General features: G+C 76.0%; 19 protein-coding genes. 5 read left to right on the top strand and 14 right to left on the bottom strand.

Annotated features, from left to right (window positions below):
* Nucleotides 1-31: 31 nt before the first annotated feature.
* The 12 genes from BMZ33_RS19590 to BMZ33_RS19535 form a co-directional block, all read right to left on the bottom strand.
* Nucleotides 32-565, bottom strand: coding sequence for a carboxymuconolactone decarboxylase family protein (locus BMZ33_RS19590; RefSeq protein ID WP_169064592.1), 534 nt, complete (start codon nucleotides 563-565; stop codon nucleotides 32-34).
* The gene (locus tag BMZ33_RS19585) at nucleotides 562-1,443 is read right to left on the bottom strand and encodes an SCO6745 family protein (protein ID WP_091115093.1); all 882 of its coding nucleotides are present in this window, start codon (nucleotides 1,441-1,443) and stop codon (nucleotides 562-564) included. Before BMZ33_RS19585 ends, BMZ33_RS19590 begins: the two co-directional genes overlap by 4 nt.
* 10 nt (nucleotides 1,444-1,453) lie before the next feature.
* Nucleotides 1,454-2,470, bottom strand: a complete 1,017-nt coding sequence (locus BMZ33_RS19580; RefSeq protein ID WP_169064591.1) for a GNAT family N-acetyltransferase — start codon at nucleotides 2,468-2,470, stop codon at nucleotides 1,454-1,456.
* A gap of 11 nt (nucleotides 2,471-2,481) precedes the next feature.
* Nucleotides 2,482-2,883, bottom strand: coding sequence for a VOC family protein (locus tag BMZ33_RS19575; protein ID WP_091115091.1), 402 nt, complete (start codon nucleotides 2,881-2,883; stop codon nucleotides 2,482-2,484).
* Nucleotides 2,880-3,773 carry an amidohydrolase family protein gene (locus BMZ33_RS19570; RefSeq protein WP_091115089.1) on the bottom strand — a complete coding sequence of 298 codons (894 nt, stop codon included), beginning with the start codon at nucleotides 3,771-3,773 and terminating at the stop codon, nucleotides 2,880-2,882. The genes BMZ33_RS19575 and BMZ33_RS19570 overlap by 4 nt, the downstream gene beginning before the upstream one ends.
* Nucleotides 3,770-4,696 (bottom strand): NADP-dependent oxidoreductase, encoded by a 927-nt coding sequence (locus BMZ33_RS19565; RefSeq protein WP_091115088.1) that lies wholly within the window; start codon nucleotides 4,694-4,696, stop codon nucleotides 3,770-3,772. Before BMZ33_RS19565 ends, BMZ33_RS19570 begins: the two co-directional genes overlap by 4 nt.
* Nucleotides 4,697-5,173, bottom strand: a complete 477-nt coding sequence (smpB, locus tag BMZ33_RS19560) for an SsrA-binding protein SmpB (RefSeq protein WP_091115086.1) — start codon at nucleotides 5,171-5,173, stop codon at nucleotides 4,697-4,699. It lies immediately after the preceding gene.
* A 10-nt stretch (nucleotides 5,174-5,183) separates the two neighbouring features.
* Entirely contained in the window at nucleotides 5,184-6,197 is a 1,014-nt protein-coding gene (locus BMZ33_RS19555) for an acyl-CoA/acyl-ACP dehydrogenase (RefSeq protein WP_091115084.1), read from the bottom strand.
* 80 nt (nucleotides 6,198-6,277) lie between these two features.
* Nucleotides 6,278-7,162, bottom strand: coding sequence for a permease-like cell division protein FtsX (gene ftsX / locus BMZ33_RS19550; RefSeq protein ID WP_091115082.1), 885 nt, complete (start codon nucleotides 7,160-7,162; stop codon nucleotides 6,278-6,280).
* A 43-nt stretch (nucleotides 7,163-7,205) separates the two neighbouring features.
* Entirely contained in the window at nucleotides 7,206-7,895 is a 690-nt protein-coding gene (gene ftsE / locus BMZ33_RS19545; protein ID WP_091115079.1) for a cell division ATP-binding protein FtsE, read from the bottom strand.
* A gap of 112 nt (nucleotides 7,896-8,007) precedes the next feature.
* Nucleotides 8,008-9,120: a peptide chain release factor 2 gene (gene prfB / locus BMZ33_RS19540; RefSeq protein ID WP_091115077.1), complete on the bottom strand. Its 1,113-nt coding sequence runs from the start codon at nucleotides 9,118-9,120 to the stop codon at nucleotides 8,008-8,010.
* 46 nt (nucleotides 9,121-9,166) lie between these two features.
* Nucleotides 9,167-9,898 (bottom strand): hypothetical protein, encoded by a 732-nt coding sequence (locus tag BMZ33_RS19535; protein WP_091115075.1) that lies wholly within the window; start codon nucleotides 9,896-9,898, stop codon nucleotides 9,167-9,169.
* Between the two features lie 72 nt (nucleotides 9,899-9,970).
* Between BMZ33_RS19535 and BMZ33_RS19530 the strand changes: the two genes are divergently transcribed.
* A complete protein-coding gene (locus tag BMZ33_RS19530; RefSeq protein WP_169064590.1) occupies nucleotides 9,971-10,258 on the top strand; it encodes a DUF6343 family protein in 288 nt (95 codons plus the stop codon).
* Between the two features lie 117 nt (nucleotides 10,259-10,375).
* Here BMZ33_RS19530 and cutA read toward each other — a convergent pair whose 3' ends face one another.
* The gene (gene cutA, locus BMZ33_RS19525; RefSeq protein WP_169064589.1) at nucleotides 10,376-10,696 is read right to left on the bottom strand and encodes a divalent-cation tolerance protein CutA; all 321 of its coding nucleotides are present in this window, start codon (nucleotides 10,694-10,696) and stop codon (nucleotides 10,376-10,378) included.
* Nucleotides 10,697-10,749: 53 nt separating this feature from the next.
* Here cutA and BMZ33_RS19520 point away from each other — a divergent pair, with 53 nt between their 5' ends.
* The gene (locus tag BMZ33_RS19520; protein WP_136697362.1) at nucleotides 10,750-10,986 is read left to right on the top strand and encodes a hypothetical protein; all 237 of its coding nucleotides are present in this window, start codon (nucleotides 10,750-10,752) and stop codon (nucleotides 10,984-10,986) included.
* A 45-nt stretch (nucleotides 10,987-11,031) separates the two neighbouring features.
* On the opposite strand, the gene BMZ33_RS19515 is transcribed toward BMZ33_RS19520, so the two are convergent.
* Nucleotides 11,032-13,314 carry a serine/threonine-protein kinase gene (locus tag BMZ33_RS19515; RefSeq protein ID WP_091115063.1) on the bottom strand — a complete coding sequence of 761 codons (2,283 nt, stop codon included), beginning with the start codon at nucleotides 13,312-13,314 and terminating at the stop codon, nucleotides 11,032-11,034.
* 293 nt (nucleotides 13,315-13,607) lie between these two features.
* On the opposite strand from BMZ33_RS19515, the gene BMZ33_RS19510 reads away from it, so the two are divergent.
* The 3 genes from BMZ33_RS19510 to BMZ33_RS19500 all read left to right on the top strand — a co-directional run bounded on the left by BMZ33_RS19510 (nucleotide 13,608) and on the right by BMZ33_RS19500 (nucleotide 16,476).
* Nucleotides 13,608-13,829, top strand: a complete 222-nt coding sequence (locus BMZ33_RS19510) for a hypothetical protein (RefSeq protein WP_091115059.1) — start codon at nucleotides 13,608-13,610, stop codon at nucleotides 13,827-13,829.
* Nucleotides 13,830-14,179: 350 nt separating this feature from the next.
* Nucleotides 14,180-15,247 (top strand): 2-keto-3-deoxygluconate permease, encoded by a 1,068-nt coding sequence (locus tag BMZ33_RS19505; RefSeq protein WP_169064588.1) that lies wholly within the window; start codon nucleotides 14,180-14,182, stop codon nucleotides 15,245-15,247.
* Complete coding sequence (locus BMZ33_RS19500) at nucleotides 15,244-16,476, top strand: four-carbon acid sugar kinase family protein (protein WP_091115055.1); 1,233 nt, start codon at nucleotides 15,244-15,246, stop codon at nucleotides 16,474-16,476. The genes BMZ33_RS19505 and BMZ33_RS19500 overlap by 4 nt, the downstream gene beginning before the upstream one ends.
* The last annotated feature ends 6 nt before the right edge of the window (nucleotides 16,477-16,482 follow it).

The following is a 16,482-nucleotide window of genomic DNA, read 5'->3' as shown; positions in this document are numbered from 1 at the left end:
GACTGTGACCCAGACCATAGGGAGGAACGGCTCAGCCGGGAACCTCCCCGTCCGACGGGGGGACGGCGAGGGCGACGAGCAACCGGGACACCATCCCGTAGCCGCCGACCAGCACCGCGAGCTCGACGACCTGCCGGTCGTCGAGGTGCTCCCGCACCGCCGCGAAGACCTCGTCGGGGACGGCGACGTGGCGGGTGGAGGCGTCGGTGAAGGCGAGGACGGCGGCCTGCACCGGCGACCACACCGGCTCGGCGGTGGCGTCGGCCGTGCGCAGCACCCGCAGGTGCAGGTCGGTGAGCCCGGCGCGGCGGGCGATGGGCGCGTGGGAGGTCCACTCGAACTCCGCCGCGTTGAGGACCGCGACCCGCAGGACGACGAGCTCGCGCAGGTCGGCGGGCAGCGTGGTGGCCCCGCGCAGCGCGCCCAGCAGCGCGTTCCAGCCCTCCGCCACCGGCGGGCTGTGCAGCAGCAGCCGGTCGAGCGTGGTCAGCACGCCGCCGCGGCGGGCGCGCAGCAGCTCGGCGGCCGGCCCGTCGTCGGGTCCGTCGGGCAGCCGGGCGGTCACCGGCCGGCGAAGACCCCGGCCGGGTAGGCGCCGGCCGCGACGATGGTGCCCGACAGCTGCTTGCCGAGCGCGGTGGCGCGGGCGGTCCGCTCGGGCCCGAGGTGCTGCCACGGGGCGGTCGACAGCGCGTCGGTCTCGGCCTCCAGCTCGGCGCGCAGCCGCTGGCCCGCCTCGGTCAGCGCGCGGCCGGTGACCAGCCCGCGCTCGGCCAGCCGGGACCAGCCGGCGGCCCACTCGTCGTCGGTCCACCCGCGCAGCGTCTGGGCGACCGGCTCGAGGAAGGCCCGGCCGGTGGCGACGTGGGTCTGCAGCGCCTCCATGCCCGACAGGCCGTGCCGCACGAGGACGGCGACGTGCGCGTCGCCCCGCCACTCCCGCAGCAGCGTGGCGGCGTGCCAGAGCCGGGTGACCGGGTCCTCGGGCCAGGGCAGGTCGGCGTGGCCGGCGTAGAGCGGGCGGCCCTCGGCGGTCAGCACCGAGCAGGCGTCGGCGAGCAGGTCGCCGAGCTCGGCCACCTCCGGTGCGGCCGCGGCCTGCTCCCCGCCGAGCAGCCGGGTCAGCGAGGCGCGGGCGGCGGCGGCGCGGGCGGCGACCACCTGCTCCGGGGCGGCCAGCGTCCACGCGCGGGGGACGTGCCGGGCGACGACCGCCGGGGAGAAGTTCGAGAAGGTCGCCGTCACCACGCCCGGGCCGACCGCGCCCATGGGGGCCGCCCGGCCGGCGAAGTAGACCATCCGCCCCGGGCGCAGGCCGGCCGCGGTGAGGTGCTCCTCGGTCTCCGACACGAAGTACACGTGGTTGTGCAGCGGCTCGACGGCGCGGTGTGCGCGCCCGGCCAGGGCGGGATCCGGGGAGGCGGGCTGATCGACGCTGACCATGCCGGCGACCCTAGCGAGCACCCCGCGGCGGGACCGGGTACGCCCAGGAGTGGTGGGTGCGCGCCACCCGGAAGCCGACCCGCTCGTAGAGCGCGAACGCGCCGGTGGTGTTCTCGGTGTCGACGTCGAGCGCGGCCCGCCCGCAGCCGTCGGCCGCACCGGCGGCCAGCGCGGCGGCGATGGTCGCGCCCGCCACGCCCCGCCCGCGGGCTCCCGGGAGCACGCCGATCTGGCCGAGGTGGAGGGTGCGGACCCCGGTCGCGCGGGTGTCGGCGTCGTAGACGTACCCGAGGGCGTACCCCGCGACGACGCCGTCGGCCAGGGCCAGCACCGACAGGTCGGGCCGGAAGGCCTTCACGCCGGTGAACCAGGTGCGCCAGGCCGTCTCGTCGCGCTCGGTGGAGCCGTGGTGCTCGGTGAACGCGGCGTTGTGCGCGCGGCGCACCTCGTCGTCGCGGTCCCAGGTGAAGGGCACCAGCTCGATCCCCGCGGGCGCGACGGCGGCGGGCAGGTCCTCGAGCGGGCGCTGCATCGAGGCGAACAGCCGCTCGACCGCGAAGCCGCGGCGCTCCAGGAGCCGCGCCAGCGGGGTCATCGAGGGCCAGGCGCTGGCCACCAGCCGTCCCGGCAGGCCGGGCGGGGCGAACTCCGCGTGCTGCTCGGTGCCGCGGCGCACCTGCCAGTCGACCAGCGCCGCGCCGATGCCGCGCCCGCGCCAGGCGGGGTGCACCCGGCCCTCGGCCCAGACCCGCAGCGCCTCCCGGCCGGAGCGCTGGGAGATCGACGTCGCCCAGGCCACCAGCGTGCCGTCGCCGGTGACCACGGCGCGGCCGTCGCGGGGCAGGTCGACGAGCCCGCGGCCCCACCACTCGGCCAGGTCGTCGGCGTCCTCGTGCTCGCCGGTGTCGTCGACGGCCTCGGCCGCCTCCAGCAGCTCGGCCGCGGCCGGGGCGTCGTCGAGGGTGAGCGGGCGGGCGGTCAGGTCCGCGGGGAGGCCGGTCACGTCGGCGGGGAGCACGTCGGGCACGGCGGGTCAGGCTAGGCGGCGTCCCCGGACGGCGGCGACCCGTTTTCCAGCCGCACGAACAGGCAGAACGGGTGGCCGTCGGGGTCGGCGTAGACGCGCACGTCCTCGTGCGGCTCGGTGTAGCCGCCGATCCGCCGGGCGCCGGCGTCCTCGGCGAGCGCGCAGGCCGCGTCCAGGTCGTCGACCTCCAGGTCGAGGTGCACCTGGATCTGCTGGGTGTCCGGCTCCGGCGGCCAGACCGGTGGCACGTGGTCGCGTTCCCGTTGGAACGACAGCCCGGTGCCGCCGCCGGCCGGGCGCAGCGCCGCCCAGTCCTCCTGGTCGTCGCGCAGCGGCCAGCCGAGCAGCCGCTGGTAGAAGCGGGCCAGGGCGCGCGGGTCCGGCGTCCCGAGGACGGCGGCGGCGAGCCTCACGCGGCCACCCCGAACAGGCGGGCGCCGTTGTGCCACAGCACCGCGCGCAGCCAGTCGTCGCCGAGGTCGAGCCGGGACAGCGCCGCGAGCTGCTCGGCGTAGGGGTACGGGATGGACGGGAAGTCGCTGCCGAGCAGCACCCGGTCCCGCAGCGCGGCCAGCCGCGGCCGGTCGGCGGGGTCGAAGGGCATCAGCCGCTCGGTGAAGTCGGTGGCGAACATGGTGGTGTCCAGGTGCACCCGCTCGTACCGCTCGGCCAGGTCGAGGAACTCGCGGTACTCGGGCATGCCCAGGTGGGCGATCACCAGCTGCAGCCGCGGGTGGCGCTCCAGGAGGCCGGTCATCGGGGCCGGCCCGGTGTGCTCGCCGCGCAGCGGGCCGGACCCGCAGTGGATGACCACCGGCGTCCCGGTCTCGGCCAGCCGCGCCCAGACCGGGTCGAGCAGCGGGTCGCGCGGGTCGAAGGCGCCCACCTGCACGTGCACCTTGAACACCCGCACGCCGCGGTCGAGCGCCTCGGCCACGTAGTGCGGCGCCTCCGGCTCGGGGAAGAACGTCGCCGAGGACAGCACCTGCGGGTGGGCGGCGGCGAACCCGTGCGACCAGTCGTTGAGCCAGGCGGCCATCCCGGGCTTGTGCGGGTAGGGCAGCGTCGGGAAGGCGCGCACGCCGAGCCGGGCGAGGACGGCGAGCCGCTCGTCCTCGGGCAGCGCGTAGTGCACCGGCCACGCGGCGCCGTAGTGCGTCTCGGCGGCCTCGAAGTAGGCCCACACCTTCGCCTGCACCGGGGCCGGGAGGAAGTGCACGTGCACGTCGACGAGGCCGGGCAGCCCCAGCTCCCGCCAGAACCGCGGGACGTCGGCGTCGCCGGCCGGCGGCGGGACGCTCACGGGTCCAGCGTGACGACGACCTTGCCGCGCACGTGCCCGCCGGAGACCAGCTCCTGCGCCTCGGCCAGGCGCTCCAGCGGGAACGCCCGCGCCACCGGCACCCGCAGCTGGCCGGCGTCGGCCATCCGGGCGAGCTCCTCGAGGTGCTCGTGCTCGGGGCGCACGAACACGTAGCGCCCGCCCAGCGCGCGCACCGAGGGGTCGACGACGCTGGCGATGCGCGCGGGGTCGCGGACCTGCCGCGGCGCGTCGGCCAGGGTGTCCCCGCCGACCAGGTCGAGGACGGCGTCGACCGGCTCGGACAGCTGCCCGCTCGGCGGCCCGGCGGAGTAGTCGAGCACCTCGGCCACCCCGGCGTCGGTGAGGAAGCCGTGGTTGCGCGGGCTCGCGGTACCGATCACGTGCGCGCCGAGCGCGACGGCGATCTGCACGGCGAAGAACCCGACGCCGCCGGCCGCGCGGTGCACCAGCACCCGCTCGCCCTCGCTCACCTCGAGCGCCTCGGTGAGCGCCTGGTAGGCGGTCATCCCGGCCAGCGGCACCCCGGCGGCCTCGGCGAACGACAGCGAGGAGGGCTTGTGCGCCAGGCAGCGCTGCGGGGCGGGCACCAGCTCGGCCGCCGTCCCCCACTGCACGTCGTCGCGGCGCACGTAGCCGTAGACCTCGTCGCCGGCGGCGAAGGCGGTCACCGCGGGGCCGGCCACCTCGACCACCCCGGCGACGTCCCAGCCCGGGACGATCGGGAAGTGGTGCGGGAACGCGCCGGCCAGCCCGCCCTCCCGGATCAGCACGTCGACCGGGTTGACGGCGCTGGCCCGCACCCGCACCCGCACGGTGTCGGGGCCGACGGGCGGGTCGGGCAGGTCGTCGCGCAGGCTCAGGACCTCGGGCCCGCCGAACTCGTCGAGGGCGACACCGCGCACCTACCGCCGTCCCTTCACGTAGCGGCCGAAGGCGCGCTGGATCTCCCGGCGGGAGTCGCGCTCGGCCAGGTCGTGCCGCTTGTCGTAGGACTTCTTGCCCTTGGCCAGCGCGAGGGTCGCCTTGACCTTGCCGTCCTTGAAGTACAGCTCCAGCGGCACCAGCGTCAGGCCGCCCTCGCGGGTCTTGCCGATCAGCTTGTCGATCTCCTCGCGGTGCATGAGCACCTTGCGCTTGCGCCGCGGGGCGTGGTTGGTCCAGGTCCCCTGCGTGTACTCGGGGATGTGCACGTGCTGCAGCCACACCTCGCCGTCGTCGACGGTGGCGAAGCCGTCGACCAGCGACGCGCGGCCGGCCCGCAGGCTCTTGACCTCGGTGCCGGTGAGCACCAGGCCGACCTCGTAGGTGTCGAGGATCGAGTAGTCGTGCCGCGCCTTCTTGTTCTGGGCGATCAGCTTGCGCCCCTGTTCCCGCGGCATGGACCCCAGGTTACTGCCGGGGCCCCGCGGCGGTGATCTCGCGCCGGAGCTGCCCGTACGTGGGGGCCTGCACGGGCAGGAACGCCACCTCCCGCACGCGGCGGGCGGTGGCGCTGCCGGCCAGGTACCCCGCCCCACCGGCGACCGCGGTCTCCAGCCGCACCGCCTCGGAGGCGACGTCGAGCGCGGCCAGCCGCAGCCGGGCGAGGTCGCCGGGGCCGACGCCCACCCGGTCGCCGGCGAGGTCCTCCAGCCGCCGGGCGACGTCGTCGCGGCGTTCGCCGAGGGCGTCGCCGTCGGCCCGGAGGACGGCCGGCAGGTGCTCCTGCGCCGCGGACAGCGCGGCGTCGGCGAGGCCGAGGGCGAGTGCGGTCTGCAGCAGCAGCATCGCCGGGCGGCACACCGCCATGAAGGCGGTCAGGTCGTCGCTGAGCACCTGCGCCGGGCCGACGGCGAGGCCGTCGAGGTGCAGCCCGCCCGTGCCGGTGCCGCGCAGGCCCAGCGTGTCGTGCGGCCCGGTCGGCGTCACGCCGGGGTCGGTGCGCCGGAACAGCACGACCAGGCGGCCCTCGTCGGCCGTGCGGGCGGGGACGACGACGACCGCGTCGTCGAAGAGGTTCGACGCCCAGCCGACGGTGCCCGACAGCCGCCAGCCCGTGCCGTCGCGGACGGCCGCGACCGGGAGCGTGCCGGTGCCGGCGAGGTCGGCGACCGCGGGCGCGAGCGCGGTCGCGCCGGGCACGGTGCCCGCGCGCACCTGCGCGACCAGGCCGTCCAGCGGCGCGGGCGGCGGGCAGCAGCGGAGGTACTCGAGCACCATCCGCTGCGACCAGGCGGCGAACGCGGTGGCCAGCGACACCGCCGCGAGCCGACGGAGCATCCGCACCGAGGCCAGCAGCGCCTCGGTCGGGTCGTCGTCGTCCGCGCCGAACGCGCCGACCTCCCCGAGCCGTCGCAGCGCCGGCCGGACGTCGGCCCGGCCGGTGTCGAGGTCGTCCGCGGTGGCACCGGCCGTCGTCGTCATGCCGCTCCCCTACCCCCGGTGGCCGCCCGCCGCGCCCGGGGGACGGCACCGGACGGGTGTCGGCCGGCAGGCCGACGGTGTCACAGTCGGACGTAGAGGCGCAGCGTCACGTAGGCGGCGACCGCGGCCAGGCCCACACCGGCGGCGGCGATGACGGGGGCGATCGTGGCGATGGCGCCCCAGTCGACCGGCGGGATGATCCCGGCCTTGATCGGCCCGGCCAGCGTCTTGTCGACGAAGAGCACCTTGGTCAGCACCAGGCCGCCGACGGCGAGCAGCGCGCCGATCAGCCCGGCCAGCGCGGCCTCGAGGATGAACGGCAGCTGGGTGTACCAGCGCGAGGCGCCGACCAGCCGCATGATGTTGGTCTCGTTGCGCCGGTTGAAGGCCGCCAGCTGGATGGTGTTGGAGATCAGCAGCAGCGCCGCCAGCGCCTGGACGACGGCCACCGCGATCGTCGCGTTGCGGGCGCCGTTGAGCAGGCTGAACAGGCGGTCGAGGAAGTCGCCCTCGTCGCGCACCTGGTCGACGCCGTTCTGCCCGTTGGGGAACTGCTCGGCCACGACCGGGTAGCGCTCGGGGTTGACCAGCTCGACCCGGAAGCTCTCCGGCAGCGCGTCCGGCGGCGTGTTCTCGACCAGCTCGGGCTGCTGGGAGAACTGCTGCCGGAAGCGCTCGTAGGCCTCCTCCTTGGACTCGTAGATGTAGGCGGCCACCTCCGGCGAGTCCGACAGCTGGGCCTCGATCGCGCTGCGCTGCTCGTCGGTGACGTCGTCGGCCAGGAAGATGGAGACCTGCACCTTGTCGTAGTAGATCTCCTTCATGTCGGAGATCATCCCGGCGATGAGCAGGCCGGTGCCCATCAGGCCGAGCGAGATGGCCGTGGTCAGGATCATCGCGACCGTCATGGTCAGGTTGCGACGCAGCCCGGTGGCCACCTCGGAGAGGACGAAGTTGACGCGCATGGGTTCCCTTGCGTGAGGTGCAGGTCGTCGGTGGGAGGGGGACCTAGCGGCCGACGCCGTAGACGCCGCGGGTCTGGTCGCGGGTGATCTGGCCGCCGTTGAGCTCGATCACGCGGCGGCGCATCGAGTCGACGATGTGGTAGTCGTGCGTCGCCATGATCACCGTGGTGCCGGTGCGGTTGATCCGCTCCAGCAGCAGCATGATCCCCTCGCTGGTCTCCGGGTCGAGGTTGCCGGTGGGCTCGTCGGCCAGGAGCACCAGCGGCCGGTTGACGAACGCGCGGGCGATCGCCACCCGCTGCTGCTCACCACCGGAGAGCTCGTGCGGCAGCCGGGCGGCCTTGCCCTCCAGGCCGACCATCTCCAGCACCTCGGGGACGACGCGCTTGATGGTGCGGTGCGGCTTGTTGATGACCTCGAGGGCGAAGGCGACGTTCTCGGCCACGGTGCGGTTGCGCAGCAGCCGGAAGTCCTGGAAGACGCAGCCCATCGTCCGGCGCAGCTTGGGCACCTGCCACTTGCTCATCGTGTTCAGCGTCTTGCCGTTGACGACGACCGTGCCGCGGGTCGGGTCGTCCTCCTTCAGCAGGAGGCGCAGGAAGGTCGACTTGCCCGAGCCCGAGGACCCGATGAGGAAGACGAACTCGCCCTTGTCGATCTCCGTCGACACGTCATCGAGGGCCGGCCGGCCGCTGGCCGGGTAGAGCTTGGTGACGTGTTGCAGTTCGATCACGAGGCGCCACGGTACCTCGCCGGAGGCTCTCGACGACCCGTTCGCCACGGGACGCACCGGGCGCGTCTCCTGCGCCGAGGGTGGGGCGGCGCCCCCGCCCGGGGGTCCTCCCTCAGTTCGCGGCGACCGTCTCCTGCTGCCGGCGCCAGCGGATGCCCGCCTCGATGAAGCCGTCGATGTCGCCGTCGAGGACGGCCGCGGTGTTGCCGGTCTCCTGCTCGGTGCGCAGGTCCTTGACCATCTGGTAGGGGTGCAGCACGTAGGAGCGCATCTGGTTGCCCCAGCTGGAGCCCTCGCCCTTGAGCGCGTCCATCGCGGCGCGCTGCTCCTCCTGCCGCTTGGCCAGCAGCCGCGCCTGGAGCACGCGCATGGCGGCCGCCCGGTTCTGGATCTGGCTCTTCTCGTTCTGGCAGGACACCACGATGCCGGTGGGCAGGTGGGTGATCCGGACGGCGGAGTCGGTGGTGTTCACGCTCTGCCCGCCCGGGCCCGAGGACCGGAAGACGTCGATGCGGATCTCGTTCTCCGGGATCTCCACGTGGTCGGTCTGCTCGACGACGGGCAGCACCTCGACGCCGGCGAACGACGTCTGCCGGCGGCCCTGGTTGTCGAACGGCGAGATGCGCACCAGCCGGTGGGTGCCCTGCTCGACCGACAGCGTGCCGTAGGCGTAGGGCTGCTTGACCGCGAAGGTGGCCGACTTGATGCCGGCCTCCTCGGCGTAGGAGGTGTCGTAGACCTCGACGGCGTAGCGGTGCCGCTCGGCCCAGCGCAGGTACATCCGCATGAGCATCTCGGCGAAGTCGGCCGCGTCGACGCCCCCGGCCTCCGAGCGGATGGTGACCAGCGCCTCGCGGGAGTCGTACTCGCCGTTGAGCAGCGTGCGGACCTCGAGCTCGTCGATCTCCTTGCGCAGCGCCGCGAGCTCGCGCTCGGCCTCGGCCGCGGTGGCCTCGTCGGACTCCTCCTCGGCCATCTCGTGCAGCACGCCGACGTCGTCGAGGCGGCGGCGCAGCTCCTCGACCCGGCGCAGGTCGCCCTGCAGGTAGGACAGCCGGGAGGTCAGCGCCTGGGCGGCCTCGACGTCGTTCCAGAGGTCCGGCGCGGCCGCCTGCTGCTCGAGCTCGGCGACCTCGCGGCGGAGGCGGTCGACGTCGATGACGGACTCGATGCTCCCGAGGGTCGTGTCGAGCTCGTCCAGGACGACGGCGAAGTCAGCGGCCACGTCGATCCAGGGTAGTGCGCTCCGCCCCCGGACCGCGGGGCGGCGCTCAGCCGATCCGCGCGGCCACCCACCCCGGGACGGCGCCGGCCGGGCGCGGGCAGCTGCGCAGCTCGGCGACCAGCGCCTCGGCCGGCAGCGGCGGGCCGGCGGGCTCGAGGTCGTGGTTGAACAACGGCAGCAGCCGGCGCGCGGCCCGGTCGAGGACCACGTCGGTCTCCAGCCAGGTGCCGCGCTCGGGCGTCCACATCACCCGCTTGAGCTCCTCGACGGCGACGCGGACCGCGGCGGGCACCGCCACCTCCCGGGACCGCTCGCCCGGGGTCCCGTCGGCGGTGAGCACGTCGCGGCGCACCGGGCCGGCGACGACCGCGCGGTAGCGCAACCGCGTCGCGCCCTCCGGCGCGGCGGCCAGCAGCGCGGCGCCGAGGTCGCGCAGCACCGCCTCGGTGTCCCGGCCGGGGCGGGTCGGCGGCCGCCAGGTGACGGTCACCCCGGCGTCGGCCAGCGCCCGCCCGGCGGCCGCGAGCACCTCCCGGACGGCGTCGGGCGGCTCGGTCGCCGGGGCGAGGACGACGGCGACCGGCTCGTCGCCCCGGCGCTCGGGCACCCGTCCGGAGCGCAGCGCCTGCCCGTAGGCGTCGAGCTTGGCCCACAGCTCCCCGGCCAGCCGCTCGCCGTCCTCCGCGGTGTAGGGCCGGTCCTCGGTGACGGCGAGGACCAGCAGGCCACCGGCCGAGCGGGTGACGGCGTCGATCGTCCGGGGGTCGCTGACGGTCACCCGGCCATCCTCCCAGCGGGCGCTCCCCCGCCCCGGCGGATGGGCCCGGCGCGGCCGGGTACCTCCCGGGGCGTGACCGAGCCCCACCGCCGGCTGACCCGCGAGGACTACGAGCGCGGGCTGCCCGACCACCACGACCCGACCGCCGGCCTGTTCGGCGCGCCGCCCGCACAGTCGGCGCTCACCCTGCGCCTCGTGCTCGCCGCCTTCGGCCTGGTCGTCTGCGTGGTGTTCGGCGTGCTGTGGCTGCGCACCGACCTGCCGTCCTGGCCGGCGGTGGTGCTGTTCGCCTCCGGCGCGGTGGCGCTGGTGGACCTGCTCGTCGTGGCCCGCCGCAAGCGGCGCGGGGAGCCGGGCTGACGTGCGCGCCGTCGTCCACACCGCACGGGGGGAGCCCGACGTCCTCCCCGTCGGTGAGGTCCCCACCGGCGCAGCCGCGAGGGGCACGTGCGCGGCCGGCTGGTGCTGGTGCCCCGATCAGGGCTCGCGCGTCTCGGCGAGCACCCAGCGCAGGTACTCGGGGCTGCCGCCGGCGACGGGGAGGGCCAGGACGCAGGGGACGTCGTAGGGGTGCAGCTCCGCGGTGCGGGCGGTGATCGCCGGCACCAGCGAGGCGCGCGTGTGCAGCGCGACCCGCGCCTCCGGCTCGTCGTGCACCCGACCCTCCCACCGGAACACCGAGCGGATCGGGGCCAGCAGGTGGCCGCAGGCGGCCAGCCGCTCCTCCACCAGCGTCCGGGTGAACCCGGCCAGCCAGTCGGCGTCCGGACCGGTGACGACCACCTCGACGACGTCCACGGGCGCCATCCTGCGCGGTGCGTGCGGCGGCCCGCGCGGGGTAGGTGGCCGCCATGAGCGACGACCTGACACTCGACATCGACGGTGAGCGGTACGTGCTGCGCAAGGGCGACGGAGGCCTGCAGGTGGGCCGCGCCGTCGGCGGCGACGTGACCTGGCTGGACGACGTCGACCCCGGCCTGCTGCCCGAGGACGCGCGCGCCGCCCTCGCCGAGGGCGACTCCTCCAGCGCTGCGCTGCGCACCGCGGTGAACGGCATCGTGCAGGCCGAGATCCAGCGCGGCGGTTGACCGGCGCACGTCCCGCGACCGCCCGGTCCCCTCACGGGACCGGGGTCAGTAGGGCGCGACGTTGTAGAAGGCCGCGTCCAGGTCGGCGATCGTGTGGCCGGCCCACTCGACGTAGATCTCCATCAGCTGCCGGTCGGGTTGGACGAAGCCCCACGCCTCCCATGCCGGGTCGGTGCCCGGTGGGCTCTGCCGGTACCACCCGCCGCCGTCGATGCCCTGGGGCGCCGACGGGTCGGCGATGGCGTCGAGCTGCGCGATCCGCTCGTCCAGCGCGGCCTGGTCCGGGTACTGGGTGAGTTCCAGGTAGAGGCCCGACGGGTACGTGCACCCGATCCCCGCGACGGCCGGTGACGAGCTGCGCGGTTCGTACGCCTGGCACGTGGCGTCGCCCCACCCGCCGGGACCGGGGGCCTCGGGCACCAGGTCGCGGAAGGCCGCCGCGAGGTCGGCGGCGGCCAGCCACGGGCTGACCTCCTGCACGAGGGAGGCGGTGGACGCGGGGGCGTCACCGTCCTCGTCGACGGCCACGACCGAGTAGTCGTGCGTGCCCGGGGGCGGGTTCTCGTCGAGGAAGGACGAGCCCGCGGCACTCGGCTCGAGCACGTCGTCGCCCCGGCGGACCTCGTAGCGCTCGGCGTTGTCGACACCCGTCCAGGAGAGGGTCACGCCGGTCATCACGACCTCGGCGGTGAGGTCGCCGACGGGGTGCAGCGCGCTGGTCACCGTCTCCCCCGCCGTCAGGTCCGAGCGCTCACCGTCCTCGGCGACGGCGGCCACGGAGTAGGTCACGCGGGCTCCGCTGCCCGCCCCGGTGTCCACGTACGTCGTCGCGTCCGACCGGTCGAGCAGGACCCCGTCCCGGTGCACCTCGTAGGCGGCGGCACCCTCGACCGACTGCCACCGGAGCTCGACGCCCTCAGCCCGGGCGTCCACCGCGAGGGAGGCCGGGCGGTCGAGCGCCCACGGCCGCCAGACGACGACACCGGCCGCCGCCGTGGCGAGCAGGAGCAGGACGGCGAGCAGCCACGGCCAGCGGCGGGGTGCCTGCGAGCCGGTCCCGGCCGCTCGCGCACCACCGGTGTGCGACCCGCCGGGAGGTGGGCCACCGGGATACGGGCCACCGGCGTACGGCCCGCTGGGGAGCGGGCCACTGGGGTGCGGGCCGCCGGGGTGGGGATACGGGTCGGTGGGGTACCGGACCCCGGTCCAGCCGCCCGGCCCGGCCTGCGGGCCGGGGTCCGTCGTCCCCGGCCCGTTCCAGCCCGGCCCGTTCCAGGTCCCGCCGGCAGCGACCGGCGGCTGGACCGTGGGCTGCGGTGGCCACGACGGCGGACCCGGAGGAGGAGGCGACGACTGGGGGAACCGGTCCGACCAGGGCTCGGGGTGGGAGGCGGTGGGCACCCGACCGGCCGGGGCCGGGGTGGGCACCAGGGTCGGGGTGGGCACCGGGGTCGGGGTGGGCACCGGGGTCGGCCCCACGGTCGTCGGCACCGGCGCGACCGCGTCCCGCACGGCCGCGGCGAGGGCGGTGCAGGAGGGCTGGCGGTCCGCCGGGTCCGCAGCCAGGGCGCGCTGCAGCACCTCCCGCAGCGCCGTGCGGCCGGGCGGCAGCGCGTCCCACGTCTCGGGCCGGGGCCCGGCGAGGACGGCACCCATGAGGACCAGCGGCGAGGCCTGGGGGAACACCCGCTGCGCGGTGAGCAGCTCGAACACCACGCAGCCGAGCGCGTACACGTCGACCGCGCCGGTGACGGGGCGCTCGAGCAGCTGCTCGGGAGCCGCGTACGGCAGGCTGGCGAGCAGCGCGCCGGTGTCGGTGAGCTGCCGGGTGGCCTCGCTGGTGTGCGCGATGCCGAAGTCCCCGAGGAAGGCGCGCTCCCCGGTCACGCCGCCCTTCGACAGCAGGATGTTGGCCGGTTTGACGTCACGGTGCACCAGGCCCATCTCGTGGGCGTGGTCGAGCCCGTCGGCGACCGCCTCCAGGATCCGGACCGCGCGGGCCGGTGTCATCGGGCCCTCCCGGCGCAGGACCTGGTCGGCGTCGGAGCCGTCGACGAACTGCATGGTCAGCCACAGCCGGCCCTCGTCGCAGCCGCGGTCGTGCACCCGCACCAGCGCCGGGTGGTCGAGCTTGCAGGCGAGCTCGGCCTCGCGCTCGAAGCGCGCGGCGTAACCGGGGGCGGAGGACAGGTGCGGGTGGATGACCTTCATCGCGTCCTGCCGCGGCAGGCGCGGGTGCTGCACGAGGTAGACCGACCCCATGCCCCCGACGCCGAGCTGCCGCACCACGCGGTAGCCGGCGAACACCATCCCGGCCGTGAGCTCCATGCCCGCTCCCCGATGCCGACCTCGGCCGCCGCCGTCTCGGCGGAGGCGGCCTCCTCCGGCGGACGGTAGGCCCGCCCGGCACGGGGTCGGGGCCCGCCGGCCCCGTGCTGACCTGCCCACCCCGCCCTCGCGCGTGGCGTCACGGTGCTCGTCAGGGCTGACGCGCAGTGTCACCGTCGCGTGGGACCTCCGACCCGCCCTGGAGACGCCCCACCGCCCTAGCGTGGGAACCGGACGCCGGGCAGTGGCGTCCGGCCGCCGGCCTCGTCGGCCGGCCTGCCTCGGGAGTCACCATGAGCGCACCCGTCGACCACCCACCCGCCCCGGCCGAGGGACCCCGGCCGTCCGCCGACGCGGCAGGCACCCCCGCCCCACCCGCCGAGAAGCGCGGCATCGAGGACCGCAGTTGGCTGCTGTTCGGCGTGGTCGTGGCCTTCATCCTGCTGGCCTTCGTCGGCATGTTCGTGCTGACCGCGCTCGGCGGCGGCACCGACTACGTGCCCTGGGGCGACTGAGCCCTGACGCCCGCTGACCGTCCCGGCCGGTGAGGCCCGGACGGCGGGCCTGCACGTGCCCGCACCGCGGTCGCGACCTGACCGTCGAGGTGCCGCACCCGGGCCCGACCGCCACCCCGGCGCTGCGCCCGCCTCGAGCGGGAGGCCGGGCTGCCGAGGCGGCCGTCCCACGCCGACCTCGGCGCGCCCGGCGCGGGGTGCGCCGACCGCACCGGCAGCTCGTCCGGTGGCGCGCGCTCTCGTTCTCCTCCTCCTCCGTGTCTTCCCTTGCTGCCCTGTGACGTGTACAACGGTACGGACACCTTGTACGCACAACCGTCGGCGCAGTGCTGCGCACCGAGGAGTGCTCCATGAGTTCCGTCCCGTCCGGCACCGAGCGGTCCCGGGTGCCCCTGTTCGCCACGATGAACCGCATCCCCGGTGGGCTGATGCTGATCCCGCTGGTCCTCGGCTCGGTGCTCGGCACCTTCGCCCCGGGCGCGCTGGGCATCGGCAGCTTCACCACCGCGCTGTTCCAGGACAGCGCGCTGCCGCTCATCGCGCTGCTGATCTTCGCCACGGGCACCCAGGTCACGTTCCGCACCGGCGGCCCGGTGCTGGCACACACCGGCGTGATCCTGCTGTTCAAGAGCCTGATCCCGGCCGGCCTGATCGTGCTGCTGGGGCTGGTCGTGGGCATCGACGGCTTCTGGGGGCTGTCGATCCTCGGGCTGCTGGCCGCCTTCGACAACAGCAACGGCGGGCTGTGGCTGGCCTTCACCGGCAAGTACGGCGACAACCGCGACCGCGGCGCCTACCTCGCCTCGGCGATCAACGACGGCCCGTTCTTCACCCTGCTGTTCCTGGGCGCCTCCGGCCTCGGCGACATCCCGGTGCTCACCCTGGTGGCGGCGCTCGTGCCGTTCGTGCTCGGCGCGCTCGTCGGCAACCTCGACCCGCAGTGGCGCGAGGTGCTGCGCCCGGTGCCGAACATCGTCATCCCGTTCTTCGCCTTCGCCCTGGGCACCGGCATCGACCTGGGCGCGGTGGTCACCGGCGGCATCGGCGGCATCGCGATCGGCGTCGCCGTCGTCCTCATCACCGGCTCCCTGGTCTACGTCGGCTACCGCTTCGTGCTGCGCCGCGGCCGCAAGGCCGGCATCGGCTTCGCCGCCGCCACCACGGCCGGCAACGCCATCGCCACCCCGGGGATCGTCGCGGCCGCCGACCCCCGCTTCACCGAGTACGTCGGGACGGCGACCGCGCAGGTGGCCGCCGCCGCGCTGGTCACCGCGATCCTCGCGCCGATCGTCGCCTCCTTCGTGCTCAAGCGCGCCGGCGGGCTGACCAGCGAGGACGAGGTGGACGTCCCGGTCGCGACCGTCTCCGCCCCCGACCCGGCGGACCCCGACGGGAGGACGACGGGGGGCGGCCGGTGAGCCGGATCGGCGTCGTCGCCGACGACCTGACCGGCGCCACCGACACGTCGGTGCAGTTCGCCCGCCGGGGCTGGCCCACGCTGCTGCGGCTGCGCCCCGGGGCCGACCGGCTCCCCGCCGACGCGGTGCTGGCCGAGTGCACCGACGCCCGGGCCCTCGGCGACGCCGCGGCCCCGGCGACCGCCGCCGCCGTCACCCGGCTGCACGCCTCGGGAGCCGGCCGGCTCTACGTCAAGGTGGACTCCACGATGCGCGGCTCGGTCGCCGCCCAGGTGCGCGGCGCGCTGGAGAGCTGGTCGGCGGTGCGGCCGGCCGCCTTCGCCGTCGTCTGCCCCGCCTACCCGGCGATGGACCGGGTGGTCGCCGCCGGTGTCGCGCTGGCCGGCCGCCGCCTCCTGGAGGAGGGCCCGGCCGGGCGCGACCCGGTCACCCCGGTGGCCACCTCCCGGCTGGCCGACCTGCTGCCCGGCTCGGTGCACGTCCCGCAGCCCCCCGGCGGTGACCCTGCCGCGCTGGCGGCGACGCTCACCGCGGCCGGCCGCGCCGCCCGGGTGGTCACCGTCGACGCCCGGGACGACGCCGACCTCGCCCGCCTCGCCGACGCCGTCGAGCGGGTCGGCCCCGACGCGGTGCCGGCCGGCTCGGCCGGGCTGGCCGGGGCGCTGGCCGACCGGTGGCGCCCCGCGACGGCCGCCGCCCCCGCCGACGCGCCGCCGTCCGGCGAGGGGCCGCTGCTGGTGCTGGTCACCTCGCTGCACCGCACCGCCCGCGAGCAGGAGGCCCGCCTGCGCGAGGCGTGCGGCGGCGACCTGCTGCACCTCACCCCGGCCGCGGCCGACCTGGCCGACGAGGCGGCGTGGGCGGCCTGGGTCGCGCGCGCCGTCCCCACCGGGCCGGTGCCCGGCCTGGTCGTCGTGACCGCACCGGAGGAGCGCACCCCCGGCGTCCGCGCCGACGCGGTCGCCGCCTCGCTGGCCGGGCTCGTCGCCCGGCTGCACGCCCACCGGCCCTTCGGCCGGGTCGTGGTCACCGGCGGCGACGGCGCCCGGGCGCTGGTGGACCGGTGGGGGTGCACCGGCATCGAGGTCCTCGGCGCGGTGACCGAGGGCGTCCCGCACGGCCGGCTCGTCGGCGGGGACGCCGACGGGCTCCCGGTGACCACCAAGGCCGGCGGTTTCGGCGACCCGGACACCCTCGTCCGCGCCGTCGCGCCCGCCGGGCGACCCTGACCAGAC

This window comes from Geodermatophilus dictyosporus, assembly GCF_900115505.1.
Classification (GTDB): Bacteria; Actinomycetota; Actinomycetes; order Mycobacteriales; family Geodermatophilaceae; genus Geodermatophilus; species Geodermatophilus dictyosporus.
This window is presented reverse-complemented; position numbering and strand designations above follow the sequence as displayed.